An 18,661-nucleotide genomic window follows, 5' to 3' on the forward strand; every position below is an offset into this window, starting at 1 on the left:
TAGTTGCTTAAATACAGGATTATTTGAAATGACGAAAAGGACATTACTGAGCGTTCTCGTGGCGGGGGCATGTATTGCACCCTTTATGGCCCAGGCTGCATCACTGCAGGCGGCCAGCAGTGAGCCGTACACCATGAAAGCCAGCGATCTGGCGAAAAAGGAAAAAGAGCTGACCAATTTCCCGCTGATGGTTTCGGTGAAGGATACCATTGCGACCCTGGACAATAGCCTCGTTGAGCAGATTGAGCCAGGTCGTGCCTCGAACCCTGACAACGTCAAGCGCGTTGAAGGGATCGTGAAGGCCAGCGACTGGGAATATCTCTTCCCGCTGCGCGCTCAGTCTTATACCTACAGTAACTTCCTGAAGGCTGTTGGTAAATTCCCGGCACTGTGTAAGACCTATAACGATGGTCGCGACAGCGACGCCATCTGCCGCAAAGAGCTGGCGACCATGTTCGCCCACTTTGCGCAGGAAACCGGCGGCCATGAGAGCTGGCGTCCGGAAGCCGAGTGGCGTCAGGCCCTGGTTCACGTCCGTGAAATGGGGTGGACTGAAGGCCAGAAAGGCGGCTATAACGGCGAATGTAACCCTGACATCTGGCAGGGGCAGACCTGGCCATGCGGTAAGGACAAAGACGGCGACTTCGTAAGCTACTTTGGCCGCGGCGCGAAGCAGCTGTCTTACAACTATAACTACGGTCCGTTCTCTGAAGCGATGTTTGGCACCGTCCGCACCCTGCTCGACAAGCCTGAGCTGGTGGCGGATACCTGGCTGAACCTGGCAAGTGCGATCTTCTTCTTCGCCTATCCGCAGCCGCCAAAACCAAGCATGCTGCAGGTTATCGACGGCACCTGGCAGCCAAACGATCACGATAAAGCCAACGGCCTGGTTCCGGGCTTCGGCGTGACCACCCAGATCATCAACGGTGGCGTAGAGTGCGGCGGCCCAACCGAGATTGCCCAGTCTGAAAACCGCATCAAGTACTACAAAGAGTTCGCGAACTACCTGAAAGTTCCTGTTCCGGCGAATGAAGTGCTGGGCTGCGCCAACATGAAGCAGTTCGATGAAGGCGGCGCCGGCGCGCTGAAGATCTACTGGGAGCAGGACTGGGGGTGGAGCCCGGATACGCCGGACGGTAAGACCTACTCCTGCCAGCTGGTGGGGTACCAGACGCCGTTCAGCGCGTTCAAAGAGGGTGACTACACCAACTGCGTTAAGAAGTTCTATAACGTGAACATCATTAACGACGACGGCTCAGCCGTGACCCCAGGAGAAGACAAAACCCCGGCAGACACCACGCCGCCAGCGGATACGACGCCAGCGGAAGATACCACCCCTGTTGAACCGGCTACCGTGAATCACGCCCCTGTGGCGCAGATTGCGGGCCCAATCGGGGCGGTTGAAGCGGGTGCGCAGGTTTCCCTGAGCGCGGAAGGCTCCACTGACGCCGACGGTAACAAGTTGACCTACACCTGGCGTTCCCAGGATGGCCAGACCGTGACCGGTCAGGACAAAGCGGTGGTGACCTTCAAGGCGCCAGAGTCGGCAACGGCTCAGCAGTACGAAATCGGCCTGACCGTCAGCGATGGTGAACTGACCAGCACCACGTCCTACCTGCTGAATGTGAAAGCGAAAGCCGAGTCTAAGGACGAAGGCACTTCCGGCTCTTACGCCGCGTGGAGCGCGAACAGCAAGTACAACGCAGGTGATATCGTGAACAACCACGGTAAACTGTTCCAGTGCAAACCGTTCCCGTACAGCGGCTGGTGTAACAATGCCCCGGCATACTACGAACCCGGCGCTGGCCTGGCGTGGGCTGATGCCTGGACGGCTCTGTAAAAGCAAACGGCAACCTTCGGGTTGCCGTTTTCGTATTTGCACCCTCTGTCTTTTACCGGGTGGCGCTGCGCTTACCCGGCCTACATGAGGCTAAGGGGCGAGGGGTCAGTACGGAGCCGTTGTAGGCCCGGTAAGGCGAAGCCGCCACCGGGCAAAAAGGCTAGCGATGCAGCTTCCCGTGATCCCGCAGCCACGCCGCCGTGCGCATAATCCCTTCATCCAGCGTCACAACCGGTTTATACCCCAGCTCATTCTCCGCCCGCGAAATATCCAGCGTGAAGTCAAAGTTGAGTTTAGAGACGCCGTAATGCGTCAGCGCAGGCTCTTTGGCTGTTTTACTGCCAAAGCGCTCCATGCTGCGGGCAATCATATCCAGCATTGGGTAGGGCACGGAACGGATACGGCAGTTGATCTGCAGCTCGTCGATCAGCCGCTGCACAATGCTGCGCAGCGTGCAGGGTTCGCCGTTAGTGATGTTGTAGGCGCGACCGGAGATCAGCTTATCGCAGTCCGGCTGGCTGGCCAGCCACATGGCGTGAACGGCGTTTTCGTAATAGGTCATATCCACCAGCGCATCGCCGCCGCGCGGCAGCAGCACGCTGCCGTAATGGTGCATCATCTGCGCCAGACGCGGAATAAATACCTTATCGTGCGGCCCGAACAGGCTCTGCGGACGCAGGACCGTAAAGCGGGTGTGCGGGTTTGACTGCGCCAGCAGGTCGATGACCTCTTCGCTGGCCGCCTTGCTGCGGGCAAACTCACAGGCAAAGCGAGCAGGGCGGAAATCTTCCTGCACGTCACGGTGGTGGTGATAGTCGAAATAGAGTGACGGTGACGAGATATGAATAAAGTTACGCACGCCCCAGGCAACGGCCCATTCCCCCAGACGGCGGGTGGCCCGCACGTTGGCGAGGTCGAAGGCTTCCTGGGTCCCCCACGGGGAGGTAAAACTGGAGCAGTGCCATAGCGTGTCGATACCGGCGAGCATCACCTTCGCCTGCGAGGAGACCAGCTCCGTCAGGTCGGCATGGACGAACTCTGCGCCCATTTTTTGCAGCAGCTTACCCATCGCTTCGTTGCGACCGGTAGCCCTGACGCTGATGCCCTTGTTGCGCAGAAATTCGACCGCATTTCGGCCTAAGCCGCTGGTCGCCCCGGTAACCAGTACCTTCATAGCTATCCACTGTGTTGAAAAGAATTTCGTGCGCATTCTTTCGTGAATTACGGCGCTATGCAATGGGAAAGGTGAAAGAAAGAGAGTTTTATTTAGATCTTTTCCGTCTTTTGTTCTGCCCGTTGCGCAATGCGTTTCGCCATTCCCCGGAAGATAAACAGGTGGGCAGGGATCATCAACAGCCAGTAGAACAGACCCGGCATTCCGTGCGGGTGCCACCAGGCGCGCACGTCCAGTTCACGATGATCGCCTTTGTCTTTCAGGGTAAAGCAGAGTCGGCCCAGCCCCGGGGCTTTCATGCCGAACAACAGCGCCAGCTGTTTTTCCGGTTCGACGACGATCACCTTCCAGCTGTCGACTGCGTCGCCCACCTCAAGATACGGGCGTGCCGGGCGGCCTTTCGCCAGCCGGTGGCCCACCAGCAGGTCCATCGCCCCGCGCGTTTGCCAGAGGAGATTACCGAAGAAATACCGTTCTTTGCCGCCAATCTGGTTCACCACCTCCCAGAGCGCGGCCAGGCTCGCGGAGGTTTTCACCGTGCAGCCCGCCTGTTTCGGGTAATAACCATACTCAGGCCGCCAGCGGGCAAAGGCCTGGGCGTCGTAGCCCCAGTCGCTGGAGTTCACCAGCTGTTCTTCTTCCTTGAGCGTAATGCGCACGGCATCGTCAAAGCGGATCAGATCCTGAGGAATTAAGGCGCGCAGCGCGCGATCGTCGGCCAGCAGATCGTGCTTCAGCCCCTGGATCAGCGCTTTGGCGGTCGTCGGCGGCACCGAGGTGATGACATTCAAAAACCACACCGAAATCCAGCGCGTCGGGAAGGGAATGGGGATCAGCCAGCGGCGGCGGCCGCTGACGCGCATGAAATGTTCGAACTGCGCCTGATAGCTCAATACTTCAGGACCAGCGGCTTCCAGCACGCGGTGTTGCTCCGCCGGGTGATCCAGCAGGGCCACCAGATAATGCAGGAGGTTCTCCAGCGCAATCGGCGTGGTGCGCGAACGGACCCAGCGCGGCGGCGTGAGCACCGGCAGGTTGTAGACCATATCGCGCATCACTTCGAAGGCGGCAGAACCGGCGCCGACGATGATCCCGGCGCGCAGTTCGGTGACGGAGATATTGGCCCCCCGCAGGATGTCCGCCGTCAGCTGGCGGGCGCGCAGGTGATCGGACTGCTCGCGTTCAGGTGCCTGAAGTGAACTGAGAAAAATCACCTGCTTCACCGGGGTTTGCAGCAGGGCATCGCGGACGTTCATCGCTACCTGGCGCTCGTGGGCGATAAAATCTCCGCCTTCACCCATGCTGTGCACCAGGTAGTAAAGCGTGTCGACCCCTTCCAGCAGCGCGGGAAGCGCCTTTGGCCAGTTGAGGTCAACGTTGTGACAGGTAACGCCCGGCAAACCGAGTTTTTGCAGGCGTTCGGTATTGCGTGCCGCAGCCAGCACCTGGTGCCCCTGCTGGCTTAACGCCGCGGTGAGATGCTGACCGATATACCCGCTGGCGCCGAGCACCAGAATGCGTTGCGGCACGTGATGCTCCTTATCGCTGTAAAAACGCCTGCCAGTGTTTCACCACGTCGGCCAGCTGCTCGCGGTTGACGTCGAGATGCATGACCAGACGCACCACAGGTGAGGCGTTGATCAGCACGCCACGTGCTTTCATGAACTCGCCAAGCGCAGCGGCGTGGTCATCGCCCACGCGGACGAACAGCATGTTGGTGTCGTGGCGCATCACGTCGGCGCCAATTTCACGCAGCTGCGCCGCCATCCACGCGGCGTTGTCGTGATCGTCCTTCAGGCGCGCCACGTTGTTTTTCAGGGCATACAGCCCGGCAGCCGCCAGAATACCCGCCTGGCGCATGCCGCCGCCGGTCATTTTACGCCAGCGGTTGGCGCGCTTGATGTAGTCCGCATTGCCCACCAGCAGGGAACCCACTGGGGTGCCCAGCCCTTTAGAGAGGCAGATGGTGAACGAGTCGCAATATTGCGTAATCTCTTTCAGCTCGCAGCCGTACGCCACCACGGCGTTGAAGATGCGCGCGCCATCCACGTGCAGGCCGAGCCCGCGCTCGCGGGTAAACTCCCACGCCGTCTTCAGGTATTCGCGCGGCAGGACCTTGCCGTTGTGGGTGTTTTCGAGGCTGAGCAGCCGGGTGCGGGCAAAATGAATATCATCGGCTTTGATTTTCGCCGCGACTTTATCAAGGGGCAGGCTGCCGTCCGGCGCAGCGTCAATCGGCTGCGGCTGAATGCTGCCGAGCACCGCGGCACCGCCCGCTTCGTAGAGATAGTTATGCGCGCCCTGGCCGACGATATACTCTTCACCGCGCTCGCAGTGGCTGAGCAGCGCCACCAGGTTGGCCTGCGTGCCGGTGGGCAGGAACAGGGCGGCCTCTTTTCCGCTCAGCGCTGCGGCATAACGCTGCAGTTCGTTGACCGTCGGGTCATCGCCGTAGACGTCGTCCCCGACCGGGGCGGCCATCATCTCTTCGAGCATGGCGCGACTCGGGCGGGTAACGGTATCACTGCGTAAATCAATCATGGCATGTCCTTATATTTAAAAAGGCGATGCCAGATGTTTTACCTGAGCCAGTTGGTTTTTGCCAGTTCGATCACCTCGTCACCGCGTCCGCTGATGATGGCGCGGAGCATGTACAGGCTAAAGCCTTTGGCCTGCTCCAGCTTGATCTGTGGCGGGATGGCCAGCTCCTCTTTGGCGACGACCACATCCACCAGTACCGGGCCGTCGATGGAGAAGGCGCGCTGCAGGGCTTCATCCACCTCAGAGGCTTTCTCCACGCGAATGCCGGTAATGCCGCAGGCCTCGGCGATGCGGGCAAAGTTGGTGTCGTGCAGCTCGGTGCCGTCCGTCAGATAGCCGCCTGCCTTCATCTCCATCGCCACGAAGCCCAGCACGCTGTTGTTGAAGACCACGATTTTCAGCGGAAGCTTCATCTGCACCACCGACAGGAAATCACCCATCAGCATGCTGAACCCGCCGTCGCCGCACATCGCCACCACCTGACGCTCCGGCGCCGTCGCTTTTGCGCCCAGCGCCTGCGGCATGGCGTTAGCCATCGAGCCGTGGTTGAACGAGCCGAGCAGTCGGCGTTTGCCGTTCATTTTCAGGTAGCGTGCCGCCCAGACGGTTGGCGTGCCTACGTCGCAGGTAAAAATGGCATCGTCGTCCGCGAAATGGCTGATCTGCTGCGCCAGATACTGCGGGTGAATGGCTTTGTCGCTCGGTTTGGCGAGGTCGTCCAGACCCTTGCGGGCATCGCGATAGTCGCTCAATGCTTTATCAAGGAATTTGCGGTCCGTTTTCTCTTCCAGCAGCGGCAGCAGGGCGGCAAGGGTGGATTTGATGTCGCCCACCAGCGCCATATCGACCTTGCTGTGCGCGCCGATGCTGGCCGGGTTGATATCAATCTGAATGATTTTGGCATCCGTGGGGTAAAACGCGCGGTACGGGAACTGGGTGCCGAGCAGGATCAGCGTGTCGGCGTTCATCATGGTGTGGAAGCCGGAAGAAAAACCGATCAGCCCGGTCATGCCTACATCGTAGGGGTTATCGTATTCGACGTGCTCTTTGCCGCGCAGGGCGTGGACAATCGGGGCTTTCAGCTTTCCGGCAAATTCCAGCAGCTCTTTATGCGCGCCCGCACAGCCGCTGCCGCACATCAGGGCGATATTGCTGGCGTAACGCAGCAGCTGCGCCAGCTTTTTCAGCTCCTCCTCGGCTGGCGTCACCACCGGCTGCGGCGCGTGATACCAGTGGGTGCTGGCTCCTTCCGGCGCGGCCTTGAGCGCCACGTCGCCCGGGATAACGACCACGGACACGCCGCGATTCAGCACGGCCTTGCGCATGGCGATCGCCAGAACCTGCGGGATCTGCTCCGGGGATGAAACCAGTTCGCAATAGTGGCTGCATTCACGGAACAGCTCCTGCGGATGCGTCTCCTGAAAATAACCGCTGCCGATTTCGGACGAGGGGATATGGGCGGCAATCGCCAGCACCGGCACGTGATTGCGGTGGCAGTCGAAGAGGCCGTTGATCAGGTGCAGGTTACCCGGCCCGCAGGATCCGGCGCAGACGGCCAGCTCACCCGTAAGCTGCGCTTCAGCACCTGCGGCGAACGCGGCAACCTCTTCATGGCGGGTCGGCATCCATTCGATGGTCTTCATCTTGTTGAGGCTGTCGCTGAGTCCGTTCAGGGAATCGCCGGTGACGCCCCAGATACGTTTTACGCCAGCCTGTTCGAGCGTTTTCGCTATATATGCAGCCACGGTTTGTTTCATGGTTGTCCGTCTCCTTTTTGTGATAACGCTTACAAGCTTAGAAGAAAGTCTCCGTATTGCCCGTCACATCCCCCCAATTAAAAGGTGCTTTTCACGCGCAACGCTTCGGCATAATCTGATGATACCTCAGTGAAAACAGGAATCATTTCAAATGGTTAAATCATTGTTAATTGCTGTTAATGAAAAGCTATCGTGCGACGATCTCGGCAAACTCTTGTTACGACTTGCCGTCGGCGGGCTGATGCTCTTTCACGGTTTGCATAAGCTGTTTGGCGGGGTGGGCTTTATCAGCGGCATGCTGGTGGAGAAAGGGCTGCCGGGGTTTATTGCCTACGGCGTGTTGATTGGCGAAGTGGTGGCGCCGCTCCTGATTATTGTCGGGCTCTTTACGCGCCCGGCCGCGCTGGTGCTGGCGTTTACGATGATCGTGGCGTGGCTGATGGTGGGATTGGATGAGACATTCGCGCTCGACAAGGTCGGGGCATGGGCGATTGAAAGCCTGGTGTACTTCTTTATCGGCTCGCTGGCGGTGGCGTTTTTAGGGGCAGGGCGGTTTGCGCTGGGGAAAACACCTGCGTGGCGGTAGGGGGGTTGTAGGCCGGGTAAACGCAGTGCCACCCGGCAAAAAAGCCCGGTGGCGCTGACGCTTACCGGGCCTACGAACGAACGTTTATTGTTTATGCGAGGACCAGATCGCCCTGCGGATGGCACGAGCACGCCAGCACGTAACCCTCGGCAATTTCCGCGTCGGACAGCGTCATGGTGCTGGTGACGGTGTACTCCCCGGAAACCACCTTTGTTTTACAGCAGCCGCACACCCCGGCACGGCAGGCCGCCGCCACCGGCACGTTGTTGCTTTCCAGCGCCTCCAGCAGCGTCGTGCCCACGCGGCCAAAGAAGGTCTGCGCAGGCTGCAGTTTGGTGAACTGAATCCCGCTGGTTGCCGCTTCCGCCACCGGCGTGAAGAACTGTTCTTTGAAGAAACGGGTCACGCCGAGCGCTTTCACCTCTTTCTCGACGATATCCATGTACGGCGCCGGGCCGCAGGTCATCACGGTGCGGTTCGCGATGTCCGGCACGCTTTGCAGCAGCTCGCGGCTCAGGCGACCGGGCACAAAACCGTGCGTCGCGTTGTGCTCAGCCACCAGCGTCACCGGATAATCACGCCACTCCTCGGCAAAAATGACATCGTCCGGAGAGCGCACGCTGAAGATCGCCTGCACGTCGGCCTGCGGGCGGTTTTTTGCCAGCCAGCGGCGCATCGACATAATCGGCGTTACGCCACAGCCCGCCGCCAGCAGCAGGAATTTATCGTCCGCTTTGTCGTCACAGGTGAAATCCCCCTGGGCGTCGGACAGCCAGATGTAATCTCCGCGCTTCACGTCACGGGTCAGCCACTGAGAGCCGGCACCGTCATCAATGCGGCGGACGGTGAGCGTGATGTATTCGCTGACGCCCGGCGTGGAGGAGAGGGTGTAGGCGCGCAGGGTGTCCGCCGAATGGCGAACGCTAACCAGCGCATACTGACCGGCTCGGTACGGATAGTAGTCGTGGCACAGCAGCGACAGCGTCCACACATCCGGCGTCTCCTGATGGATGTGATGCACCTGCATCCGCCACGGGCAGTGTGAGGTTGGCATGGTCATGAATAGCTCCTTACGCGCTCAGCAGTTGCTTCATATCGTCTTCAACGTTGGTCACGGAACGCAGGCCGAATTTCTCGTTCAGCACGGCCAGCAGGTCCGGCGTCAGGAAGCCTGGCGCTGTCGGGCCGGTCACGATGTTGGTCACGCCCAGAGAGAGCAGGGTCAGCAGGATGACAATCGCTTTCTGCTCAAACCAGGAGAGCACCAGGGAGAGCGGCAGATCGTTGACGCCGCAGCCCAGTTTTTCCGCCAGCGTGACCGCCAGAATAATGGCCGAGTAAGCATCGTTACACTGGCCCGCATCGATCAGGCGCGGCAGGCCTTCGATGTTGCCGAAGTCCAGCTTGTTGAAACGGTATTTACCGCACGCCAGGGTCAGGATCAGGCAGTCTTCCGGCACGCGGGTGGCGAAATCGGTGAAGTAGTTACGCTCGCCGCGCGCGCCGTCGCAGCCGCCGACGAGGAAGATGTGGCGCAGCTTTTCGCGGCTGACGAGGTCAATCAGCGAATCGGCGGCGCCGAGCAGGGTTTCACGACCGAAGCCGACGGTGATCAGATGCGGGATCTCGCTGTACGGGAAGCCTGCCATCTGCTGCGCTTGCGCTATCACCGGTCCGAAATCGTCACCTTCAAGATGGCTCACGCCCGGCCAGCCGACGATGCTGCGGGTCCAGATGCGGTCGTCATACGCGCCCACGGTCGGGTCGATGATGCAGTTAGAGGTCATCACGATAGGACCGGGGAAGCGGGCAAATTCCACCTGCTGGTTCTGCCAGCCGCTGCCGTAGTTACCGATCAGGTGCTTGAATTTACGCAGCTCCGGATAGCCGTGCGCTGGCAGCATTTCACCGTGGGTATAGACATTAACGCCGGTGCCTTCGGTTTGCTTCAGCAGGTTGTAGAGATCTTTCAGGTCATGACCGGAGATCAGGATGCACTTGCCCTCGGTCGCTTTGACGTTGACCTGCGTCGGCGTCGGGTGGCCGTAGGTGCCGGTTTCACCCGCATCCAGAATGCTCATCACGCGGAAGTTCATCTGGCCGATTTCCATTGAGCATTCCAGCAGCGCGTTCATATCGGCAGGCCAGGTGCCCAGCCACGCCATGATTTTATGGTACTGGGCGTAGATGTCGTTGTCGTACTGACCGAGCACGTGCGCGTGTTCCATATAGGCCGCAGCGCCTTTCAGGCCGTACAGGCACAGCAGGCGCAGGCCGAGAATGTTGTCGCCAATCGCTGCTTTGTCTTTATTTGGGGTGAATTCGGCCGCCTGACGCTGCAGATCGCCGAGATCGTCGCTCACCAGCTGAAGGTCAGACATCGGGTTTTCCACGCGGGCGTTAGCATCCGCCTTCATGCACTGCGCCTTCAGCGCTTCACGCAGGGCAATGGCTTCGCGGGCATAGCCAACAATGCGCGGAGAGTCGAAGTTAACGTTGGTTAGCGTGGAGAAGAAGGCGCGCGGGGCGAAGCTGTCGACGTAGTGGTCGATGATGCCATATTCGCGGGCTTTAAACGCCCATGCGGAAAGGCCTTGCAGGGCGGCAATCAGCAGGTCCTGCAGGTCAGATGTTTCTGCGGTTTTGCCGCACATACCCTGTGCGTAAGAGCAGCCATTGCCTGCCGGGGTACGGATGGTTTGTTCACATTGCACACAAAACATAATCACACCTGTTAAAGTTATATTTAATATACATGTTTAAGGTTATGCCTGTGCCAGAACGGTGAAAAGGGCTTTTTACTACAAAATAGAGGGAGATTGATTTAGCGCAATTTTGGCGGCAGGCACCCTACCGCCAAAGAGGTATCAGGCCGAGAAGACGGCCATCAGAACCGGAACCAGCAGGCTTAAAATAAAGCCGTGAACGATGGCGGCGGGCACCATCTCCAGTCCACCAGAGCGTTGCAATACAGGCAGGGTAAAGTCCATCGACGTCGCGCCGCACAGGCCCAGCGCGGTAGAGCGGCTGCGGCGAACCAGCCCCGGGATCAGCATAATGGCGAGCAGCTCGCGCGCCAGATCGTTAAAGAAGGCGGCACTGCCGATGACCGGGCCAAAGGATTCGGTCAGCAGGATACCGGAGAGGGAATACCAGCCAAAGCCTGACGCCATCGCCAGGCCGGTTTTCAGCGGCAGGTCGAGAATAAAGGCGTTAATGACGCCCGCTACCATGGAACTGGCGACCACAATGACCGCAACCATCATTCCCCGACGGTTTAAAACAATTTGCTTCAGCGTCATGCCATTATTTCGCAGCTGGATACCGATCAGGAACAGCAGGAAAATTAGCGTATATTCACTGGCCTCTGTCGCGTGCTGTAAAAATGCCCAGCCGGTCAGACCAAGAAGAAAACCGAGCACCACTACGCCGCACAGTTTTAATGATTCCAGCGCCATCGCAATTCGGGAAGGCAGTTTTTCCTGATGATGATGGTTTTTCCACGGAACGGTGCGCTCAAGCCAGAATAATGCGGCGATATTACACAGCAAAATAACCACCACGGTGACCACCGAATAATGCAGGATGGAAAGCAGATTCGTCGCCAGATTATCCAGGAAGGCCAGGCTGATCCCCATAAAGAAAAGAATGACGTAAACAATCCAGCTGAGAAAACGGTTGATAAGCCGTAATGCGGATTCTCTGTGCAGCGGGATGAGATAGCCCACAATCAGGGGCAGCAGAATAATGAGGAGTCCTGAAAACATGAACAGCCGGTCCTTTTGAGTATCTGTTGAGCGCCAGAGACACTACCCAATAAAGACTGTTCAGTAAAGCGGCAATAAAAAAGCCGGGTGGCGACTGCGCCTTACCCGGCCTACAAGTGCACACTCACGTAGGTCGGGTAAGCGTTAGCGCCACCCGACACCGCGCGCAATTAATCGCGTTTTTCCAGCAGGGTGCGGTACAGCACGCCACCCAGGATACCGCCGATAATCGGCATCACCCAGAACAGCCAGAGCTGCTCAAGCGCCCAGCCGCCCTGGAAGATGGCGACGGCGGTGCTGCGTGCCGGGTTAACGGAGGTGTTGGTGACCGGAATGGAGATCAGGTGGATAAGCGTCAGTGCCAGACCAATGGCAATCGGCGCGAAACCGGCTGGCGCGTGTTTGTCGGTTGCGCCGTGGATCACCAACAGGAAACCTGCGGTCAGCACAATTTCAATCACGATGGCAGACAGCATGGAATAACCGCCCGGAGAATGCTCGCCGAAGCCGTTAGAGGCGAAGCCGCTGGCCGCCGCGTCGAAGCCAGCTTTACCGCTGGCAATGACGTACAGAACGCCCGCTGCGATAATACCGCCCACCACCTGAGCGACAATATAACCAATTACCTCTTTCGCCGGAAAACGACCGCCGGCCCATAAACCTAATGTCACTGCCGGGTTAAAATGACCGCCGGAAATATGCCCCACGGCAAAGGCCATGGTTAATACGGTTAAACCAAATGCCAGCGCGACGCCGACAAAACCGATACCTAATTCCGGGAATGCTGCTGCCAGAACGGCGCTACCGCAGCCACCAAATACCAGCCAGAATGTACCAAAGCATTCTGCTGCCAATTTTCTAAACATAACCACCTCAAATAATTTTCCGCACGCTTTCCCGCGCACGGGATATATCGCCATAAAGGGATGACGACTCAAAGAGTCCGTATTTTAGAAACCAATAACACCCCTTCGCCACTTAAATAAATTCGATTAATTTGATTTAAGGCAATGTGATGTCAATCCTTGTTCAAATCAGCGGTAAATAGAGCATAGACCAATTCTTGTCAGGGTGAATGTTGTGCTGTCGTGACAGGGCGCCTCCCGCTATACTGCTGATAACTTAAAGGAAAAAGTGAACATTGCGCGGGGGATTTATGCTTCTCGAACGTGTGGAAATTGTCGGGTTTCGCGGTATTAACCGCCTGTCGCTGCAGCTGGAACAGAACAACGTCCTGATCGGCGAGAACGCCTGGGGTAAGTCCAGCCTGCTGGATGCGCTGACGTTACTGCTTTCGCCCGAAGACGATCTGTATCACTTCGTTCGCGACGATTTCTGGTTCCCGCCCGGCGACGTGACGGGGCGCGAGAAGCACCTGCATATCATCCTGACGTTCCGCGAATCCGAACCCGGGCGCCATCGGGTGCGTCGCTTCCGCCCGCTGTCACCCTGCTGGGTGCCGTGCGATGACGGTTTCCACCGGATATTCTACCGGCTGGAAGGGGAGATGGCGGAAAACGAGGGCGTGTTGACCCTGCGTGATTTTCTTGATGAGAAGGCCAGCCCGATCCCGCTGGACAATATCGACGATCTTGCCCGCCACCTGATCCGCCTGACGCCGGTGCTGCGCCTGCGCGACGCGCGTTTTATGCGGCGCATCCGTAACGGTACCGTACCGAATATGCCGGAAGTGGAAGTCACCGCCCGCGAGCTGGATTTTCTGGCGAGAGAGCTGGTGTCGCGTCCGCAGAATCTGACCGACGGTCAAATTCGTCAGGGGTTGTCCGCAATGGTACAGCTGCTGGAGCACTATTTTTCCGAGCAGGGAACGTCGGAGTCGCGCCACCGCCTCATGCGCCGCCGCTCTCATGACGAACAGCGCAGCTGGCGCTACCTCGATATCATTAACCGGATGATCGACCGGCCCGGCGGTCGTACCCATCGGGTGATTTTGCTGGGGCTGTTTTCAACGCTTCTGCAGGCCAAAGGCACCGTGCGTCTTGACCGGGACGCCCGGCCGCTGCTGCTGGTGGAAGACCCGGAAACGCGCCTGCATCCCATCATGCTCTCCGTGGCATGGCATCTGCTGAATCTGCTGCCGCTCCAGCGCGTTACGACCACCAATTCCGGCGAATTATTATCGCTGACGCCGGTCGAGCACGTCTGTCGTCTGGTGCGTGAATCTTCCCGCGTCTCCGCCTACCGGTTAGGTCCGGGTGGATTGAACGCGGAAGACGGGCGGCGCATCGCGTTTCATATTCGCTTTAACCGCGCGTCGTCGCTCTTTGCCCGCTGCTGGCTGCTGGTGGAAGGAGAGACGGAAACCTGGGTCATCAACGAACTGGCGCGCCAGTGCGGCCACCATTTTGATGCGGAAGGCATCAAGGTGATTGAATTTGCCCAGTCGGGACTCAAGCCGCTGATAAAATTTGCCCGCCGGATGGGGATCGAGTGGCATGTGCTGGTCGACGGTGATGAGGCGGGCAAAAAATATGCCTCGACCGTGCGTAGCCTGCTGAATAACGAGCGCGAGGAAGAGCGCGACCATTTAACCATGCTGCCCGCGATGGACATGGAACACTTTATGTATCGTCAGGGGTTCGACGACGTATTCCACCGAATTGCCATGGTGCCGGTCGATGTCCCGATGAACATGCGGCGCGTGATCGCCAAAGCTATTCATCGTTCTTCGAAACCGGATTTAGCCATTGAAGTGGCGACGGAAGCGGGGAGGCGGGGCGTGGAGGCGGTGCCGACCCTGCTGCGGAAGATGTTCTCCCGCGTGCTGTGGCTGGCACGCGGGAGAGCGGATTAACGTTGAGTCGCCTGTTTTACCTGCTGAATCAGGCTGTCCAGCAGCGCGTAGCGGCGGCGATATTCGGAGCGTTTTTTGCTCGCAATCTCTTCCATCGGTTTACGCGGCATGACGAGGGGCAGCATGAAGTTGCCGCTATCCTGCTTTTCGCCGCCGATGGAGATCCAGAAACTGTCGTAATCGGCCAACAGTTTCCCCTCTTTTTTCTTGCGGTAGCGCCAGCTGCGATAAATATGGGTGTCATTACTGACGGCGACAATCTGTTCTACCGGGAAGGCGGTGCCGAGAGTCATGGCGGCTTCGACCAGCAGACGTTTCGGGAACAGACCATGGCAGGCCTTCGTCGCACCCTGGATCAGCTCATGGGGAACGTGGGCTTTTGCGCCCTGCAGGCCGCCGATAAACAGCGTCGATTTTCCCTCAAACTGGCACAGGGTGAAGGTCATCTCGGCCAGCACCGTATTCTGATGGTCGCAGAAGGCGAGGGTGGCTTCCCCTTCTTTATCCAGAAACGCATCGGCGCACAGGCGGACGGTAAATTGCTCTTCATCTTTACCGGTTAAGGTGAGCAGCGTGAAGCCCTTTTTCGACAGATAGCCCGAGAGCAGCGATGCCGGCATATGGCGGCTCATCGTTTGATAATGCCAGTTAAGGGACTCAAGGGCCTGCTGGCGATCCATATTCACCGTCAGCCAGGGGCGATGCAGACGGCACGGCAGTCCTGGCTGCACCTGCAGCATTTGCATCAGGCTCGGCTGTTTTGCAAGGCTCGTCAACAGGCGAGCGGTACTTACAGGCGTCGCCAGCGAACGTAGCATGAATTTACGTCGATAGGCGGGGTTTTGCCACGCCAGCCCTGGCGTGAGCTTACCGGAAGCCAGATGACTGAAGAGCTGCCAACCCGATGCAGGCTGTGGCAGGTTTGAAAAAGGTGTATCGACGATGGAAGACATGTTAGATCCTGCTTCTTGATGAAGATCTCCATTTCAGCAGGCGAACGTTCAACGTCTCGTAAACAAATTGTGACGATTTCGGAGAACAGGGGTTTCGTTGAGGAGTCGTTTAGATAGAATCAGCATTTATCATTGCCAGAACATTTATTTGGAATATTTATGAACCTCAAGGGAAAACGCAGAACGCTGTTTCTGCTGCTGGCGGTCGTGGTGTTAGCCGGTGGGTACTGGCTATGGCAGGTGCTGAATGCGCCGGTGCCGCAGTATCAGACGCTGATTGTTCGTCCGGGCGAACTGCAACAAAACGTCCTCGCGACGGGCAAGCTTGATGCCCTGCGCAAGGTTGACGTCGGCGCGCAGGTCAGCGGTCAGCTGAAAACGCTGTCGGTTGAGATTGGCGATAAGGTAAAAAAAGGCCAGCTGCTCGGCGTGATCGATCCTGAACAGGCCGAGAACCAGATCCGCGAGGTGGAAGCCACGCTGATGGAGCTGCGCGCGCAGCGTGCGCAGGCGCAGGCAGAGCGTAACCTGGCCCAGGTGACGCTGACCCGTCAGCAGGCGCTGGCCAAAACCCAGGCGATCTCGAAGCAGGATTTAGATACGGCCACCACGGAACTGGCGGTGAAGCAGGCGCAGATTGGCACGATTGACGCGCAAATCAAACGCAACCAGGCCTCGCTGGATACGGCGAAAACCAACCTCGACTACACCAAAATCGTTGCGCCGATGGCCGGGGAAGTGACGCAAATTACCACGCTGCAGGGGCAGACGGTGATTGCCGCGCAGCAGGCGCCCAACATTCTGACGCTGGCGGACATGAGCACCATGCTGGTCAAAGCTCAGGTCTCGGAGGCGGACGTTATCCATCTCAGACCGGGGCAGAATGCCTGGTTTACGGTGCTGGGCGATCCGCAGACGCGCTACGAAGGCGTGCTGAAAGACATTCTCCCGACGCCGGAAAAGGTTAACGACGCCATCTTCTACTATGCCCGTTTTGAAGTGCCGAACCCGCAGGGCGTGCTGCGTCTCGACATGACCGCGCAGGTGCATATCCAGCTGACCGGCGTGAAGAACGTGCTGACCATTCCCCTCTCCGCGCTGGGTGAGTCCGCCGGTGATAGCCGCTATAAAGTGAAAGTGCTGCGCAACGGCGAAACGCGCGAGCGCGAAGTGGTGATTGGCGCGCGCAACGACACCGACGTGGTGGTGGTGAAAGGGCTGGAAGAGGGTGAGGAGGTTGTCATCAGCGAAAGCCTGCCCGGAGCCGCGAAATGACGGCATTGCTTGAGCTGAAAGACATTCGCCGCAGCTATCCGTCGGGCGATGGCCCGGTGGAGGTGCTAAAAGGCATCTCCCTTCGGGTGGAGGCGGGCGAGATGGTGGCGATTGTCGGGGCATCGGGCTCCGGTAAATCGACGCTGATGAACATTCTCGGCTGCCTGGATAAACCCACCAGCGGCACGTACCGCGTGGCCGGGACGGACGTATCAACGCTGGACGGCGACGCGCTGGCGAAGCTGCGTCGGGAGCACTTCGGCTTTATCTTCCAGCGTTACCATCTGCTTTCTCACCTCAATGCCGCGCAGAACGTGGAAGTTCCGGCGGTCTATGCGGGCGTCGAGCGGAAAAAACGCCTCGAGCGCGCGCAGATGCTGCTGACGCGCCTGGGGCTGGCGGAGCGGGTGGAGTATCAGCCCTCGCAGCTGTCCGGCGGCCAGCAGCAGCGCGTGAGTATTGCCCGAGCCCTGATGAACGGTGGGCAGGTGATCCTCGCGGATGAGCCAACCGGCGCGCTCGACAGCCATTCCGGCGAAGAGGTGATGGCGATCCTGCACCAGCTTCGCGATCAGGGGCATACGGTCATTATCGTGACCCACGATCCGCAGGTGGCGGCGCAGGCGGAGCGAATCATTGAGATCCACGACGGCGAGCTGGTCGGCAACCCGCCGCCGCGTGAGTCCAGGGCTGCGGCGCCGAAAGAAGTGCTTCCGGCATCAACCGGATGGGGGCAATTTTCCAGCGGCTTTCGTGAAGCATTGACCATGGCCTGGCTGGCGATGGCGGCCAATAAAATGCGTACGCTGCTGACCATGCTCGGCATTATCATCGGTATCGCCTCGGTGGTGTCGATTGTGGTGGTGGGCGATGCGGCCAAGCAGCTGGTGCTGGCCGATATCCGCGCAATCGGGACCAACACCATTGACGTCTATCCCGGCAAAGACTTTGGTGACGACGAGCCGCAGTATCAGCAGGCGCTGAAATACGACGATCTGGCGGCCATTCAGAAGCAGCCGTGGGTCAACTCCGCCACGCCTGCGGTGTCGCAAAACCTGCGCCTGCGCGTGGGCAATGTTGACGTGGCGGCCAGCGCGAACGGCGTCAGCGGGGATTATTTCAACGTCTACGGTATGACCTTCAGCGAAGGCGCTACCTTTAACGCCGAACAGCTGGCGGGCAGGGCGCAGGTGGTGGTGCTGGACGCGAACTCGCGCAGACAGCTCTTCCCCAATAAAGCTAACGTGGTGGGCGAAGTGATCCTGGTCGGCAACATGCCTGCCACGGTCATCGGCGTGGCGGAAGAGAAGCAGTCGATGTTTGGCAGCAGCAAGATCCTGCGCGTCTGGCTTCCCTATACCACCATCTCCGGGCGGATTATGGGTCAGTCCTGGCTCAACTCCATCACCGTGCGCGTGAAGGAGGGCTACGACAGCGCCATGGCCGAACAGCAGCTTGAGCGGCTGCTCACCCTGCGCCACGGGAAGAAAGATTTCTTCACCTGGAATATGGACGGCCTCTTGAAAACGGCAGAAAAGACCACACGTACTCTTCAGCTGTTCCTCACGCTGGTGGCGGTGATTTCGCTGGTCGTCGGCGGTATCGGGGTGATGAACATCATGCTGGTGTCGGTAACCGAGCGTACCCGGGAGATTGGCATCCGCATGGCGGTCGGGGCCAGAGCCAGCGACGTGCTGCAGCAGTTTTTGATTGAAGCCGTGCTGGTGTGTCTGGTCGGCGGTGCGATGGGGATTGCGCTCTCGATGATGATCGCCTTCGCGCTCCAGCTCTTTTTACCCGGCTGGGAGATTGGCTTCTCGCCGGTGGCCATTATTACCGCATTCTTGTGTTCAACCTTTACCGGCATTTTGTTTGGCTGGTTGCCCGCCCGCAACGCGGCGCGGCTGGATCCGGTGGATGCGCTGGCTCGGGAATAACCCGAAAATAAAAATG

14 protein-coding genes are annotated in these 18,661 nt (G+C 58.8%); 5 read left to right on the forward strand and 9 right to left on the reverse strand.

What is annotated here, in order from left to right; translation table 11 throughout:
- Nucleotides 1-28: 28 nt before the first annotated feature.
- Nucleotides 29-1,840, forward strand: coding sequence for a chitinase (locus L362_RS19700; RefSeq protein WP_008500007.1), 1,812 nt, complete (start codon nucleotides 29-31; stop codon nucleotides 1,838-1,840).
- Between the two features lie 160 nt (nucleotides 1,841-2,000).
- Here the strand turns inward: L362_RS19700 and L362_RS19695 are convergent, their stop codons facing one another.
- The 4 genes from L362_RS19695 to poxB form a co-directional block, all read right to left on the reverse strand.
- Nucleotides 2,001-3,014, reverse strand: a complete 1,014-nt coding sequence (locus L362_RS19695; RefSeq protein WP_008500006.1) for an NAD-dependent epimerase/dehydratase family protein — start codon at nucleotides 3,012-3,014, stop codon at nucleotides 2,001-2,003.
- A 92-nt stretch (nucleotides 3,015-3,106) separates the two neighbouring features.
- Nucleotides 3,107-4,543, reverse strand: a complete 1,437-nt coding sequence (locus tag L362_RS19690) for an SDR family oxidoreductase (RefSeq protein ID WP_023343668.1) — start codon at nucleotides 4,541-4,543, stop codon at nucleotides 3,107-3,109.
- 10 nt (nucleotides 4,544-4,553) lie between these two features.
- On the reverse strand, nucleotides 4,554-5,555 hold the full coding sequence (gene ltaE, locus L362_RS19685) for a low-specificity L-threonine aldolase (protein ID WP_023343669.1): 1,002 nt from the start codon (nucleotides 5,553-5,555) through the stop codon (nucleotides 4,554-4,556).
- Nucleotides 5,556-5,593: 38 nt separating this feature from the next.
- Nucleotides 5,594-7,312, reverse strand: coding sequence for a ubiquinone-dependent pyruvate dehydrogenase (gene poxB / locus L362_RS19680; RefSeq protein WP_023343670.1), 1,719 nt, complete (start codon nucleotides 7,310-7,312; stop codon nucleotides 5,594-5,596).
- 151 nt (nucleotides 7,313-7,463) lie between these two features.
- Between poxB and L362_RS19675 the strand changes: the two genes are divergently transcribed.
- Nucleotides 7,464-7,898, forward strand: coding sequence for a DoxX family protein (locus L362_RS19675; RefSeq protein WP_023343671.1), 435 nt, complete (start codon nucleotides 7,464-7,466; stop codon nucleotides 7,896-7,898).
- 91 nt (nucleotides 7,899-7,989) lie between these two features.
- Here L362_RS19675 and hcr read toward each other — a convergent pair whose 3' ends face one another.
- The 4 genes from hcr to aqpZ all read right to left on the reverse strand — a co-directional run bounded on the left by hcr (nucleotide 7,990) and on the right by aqpZ (nucleotide 12,531).
- Entirely contained in the window at nucleotides 7,990-8,958 is a 969-nt protein-coding gene (hcr, locus tag L362_RS19670) for an NADH oxidoreductase (RefSeq protein WP_023343672.1), read from the reverse strand.
- Nucleotides 8,959-8,968: 10 nt separating this feature from the next.
- On the reverse strand, nucleotides 8,969-10,621 hold the full coding sequence (gene hcp, locus L362_RS19665; RefSeq protein ID WP_023343673.1) for a hydroxylamine reductase: 1,653 nt from the start codon (nucleotides 10,619-10,621) through the stop codon (nucleotides 8,969-8,971).
- Nucleotides 10,622-10,765: 144 nt separating this feature from the next.
- Entirely contained in the window at nucleotides 10,766-11,665 is a 900-nt protein-coding gene (locus L362_RS19660; RefSeq protein WP_021240895.1) for a LysO family transporter, read from the reverse strand.
- Between the two features lie 170 nt (nucleotides 11,666-11,835).
- Nucleotides 11,836-12,531 carry an aquaporin Z gene (gene aqpZ, locus L362_RS19655; protein WP_008499998.1) on the reverse strand — a complete coding sequence of 232 codons (696 nt, stop codon included), beginning with the start codon at nucleotides 12,529-12,531 and terminating at the stop codon, nucleotides 11,836-11,838.
- A gap of 290 nt (nucleotides 12,532-12,821) precedes the next feature.
- Here aqpZ and L362_RS19650 point away from each other — a divergent pair, with 290 nt between their 5' ends.
- Nucleotides 12,822-14,480 carry an ATP-dependent endonuclease gene (locus L362_RS19650; protein ID WP_008499997.1) on the forward strand — a complete coding sequence of 553 codons (1,659 nt, stop codon included), beginning with the start codon at nucleotides 12,822-12,824 and terminating at the stop codon, nucleotides 14,478-14,480.
- Here the strand turns inward: L362_RS19650 and L362_RS19645 are convergent.
- Nucleotides 14,477-15,433, reverse strand: a complete 957-nt coding sequence (locus tag L362_RS19645) for a VirK/YbjX family protein (protein ID WP_023343674.1) — start codon at nucleotides 15,431-15,433, stop codon at nucleotides 14,477-14,479. The genes L362_RS19650 and L362_RS19645 overlap by 4 nt on opposite strands.
- A 159-nt stretch (nucleotides 15,434-15,592) precedes the next feature.
- Here L362_RS19645 and macA point away from each other — a divergent pair, with 159 nt between their 5' ends.
- Both macA and macB read left to right on the forward strand, forming a co-directional pair.
- Nucleotides 15,593-16,708 carry a macrolide transporter subunit MacA gene (macA, locus tag L362_RS19640; protein WP_023327007.1) on the forward strand — a complete coding sequence of 372 codons (1,116 nt, stop codon included), beginning with the start codon at nucleotides 15,593-15,595 and terminating at the stop codon, nucleotides 16,706-16,708.
- Nucleotides 16,705-18,645 (forward strand): macrolide ABC transporter ATP-binding protein/permease MacB, encoded by a 1,941-nt coding sequence (gene macB, locus L362_RS19635; protein ID WP_023343675.1) that lies wholly within the window; start codon nucleotides 16,705-16,707, stop codon nucleotides 18,643-18,645. Before macA ends, macB begins: the two co-directional genes overlap by 4 nt.
- Nucleotides 18,646-18,661: the final 16 nt, after the last annotated feature.

Origin of the sequence: Enterobacter sp. MGH 16 (assembly GCF_000493175.1) — a bacterium.
Taxonomy (GTDB): Bacteria; Pseudomonadota; Gammaproteobacteria; order Enterobacterales; family Enterobacteriaceae; genus Enterobacter; species Enterobacter roggenkampii.

Bases quoted from the DNA above. Each gene is read 5' to 3' on its own strand.
- macA (WP_023327007.1), top strand. From the start codon at position 15,593: ATGAACCTCAAGGGAAAACGCAGAACGCTGTTTCTGCTGCTGGCGGTC.
- ltaE (WP_023343669.1), bottom strand. From the start codon at position 5,555: ATGATTGATTTACGCAGTGATACCGTTACCCGCCCGAGTCGCGCCATG.
- macB (WP_023343675.1), top strand. From the start codon at position 16,705: ATGACGGCATTGCTTGAGCTGAAAGACATTCGCCGCAGCTATCCGTCG.
- hcr (WP_023343672.1), bottom strand. From the start codon at position 8,958: ATGACCATGCCAACCTCACACTGCCCGTGGCGGATGCAGGTGCATCAC.
- hcp (WP_023343673.1), bottom strand. From the start codon at position 10,621: ATGTTTTGTGTGCAATGTGAACAAACCATCCGTACCCCGGCAGGCAAT.
- L362_RS19695 (WP_008500006.1), bottom strand. From the start codon at position 3,014: ATGAAGGTACTGGTTACCGGGGCGACCAGCGGCTTAGGCCGAAATGCG.
- L362_RS19650 (WP_008499997.1), top strand. From the start codon at position 12,822: ATGCTTCTCGAACGTGTGGAAATTGTCGGGTTTCGCGGTATTAACCGC.
- poxB (WP_023343670.1), bottom strand. From the start codon at position 7,312: ATGAAACAAACCGTGGCTGCATATATAGCGAAAACGCTCGAACAGGCT.
- L362_RS19645 (WP_023343674.1), bottom strand. From the start codon at position 15,433: ATGTCTTCCATCGTCGATACACCTTTTTCAAACCTGCCACAGCCTGCA.
- aqpZ (WP_008499998.1), bottom strand. From the start codon at position 12,531: ATGTTTAGAAAATTGGCAGCAGAATGCTTTGGTACATTCTGGCTGGTA.
- L362_RS19660 (WP_021240895.1), bottom strand. From the start codon at position 11,665: ATGTTTTCAGGACTCCTCATTATTCTGCTGCCCCTGATTGTGGGCTAT.
- L362_RS19700 (WP_008500007.1), top strand. From the start codon at position 29: ATGACGAAAAGGACATTACTGAGCGTTCTCGTGGCGGGGGCATGTATT.
- L362_RS19675 (WP_023343671.1), top strand. From the start codon at position 7,464: ATGGTTAAATCATTGTTAATTGCTGTTAATGAAAAGCTATCGTGCGAC.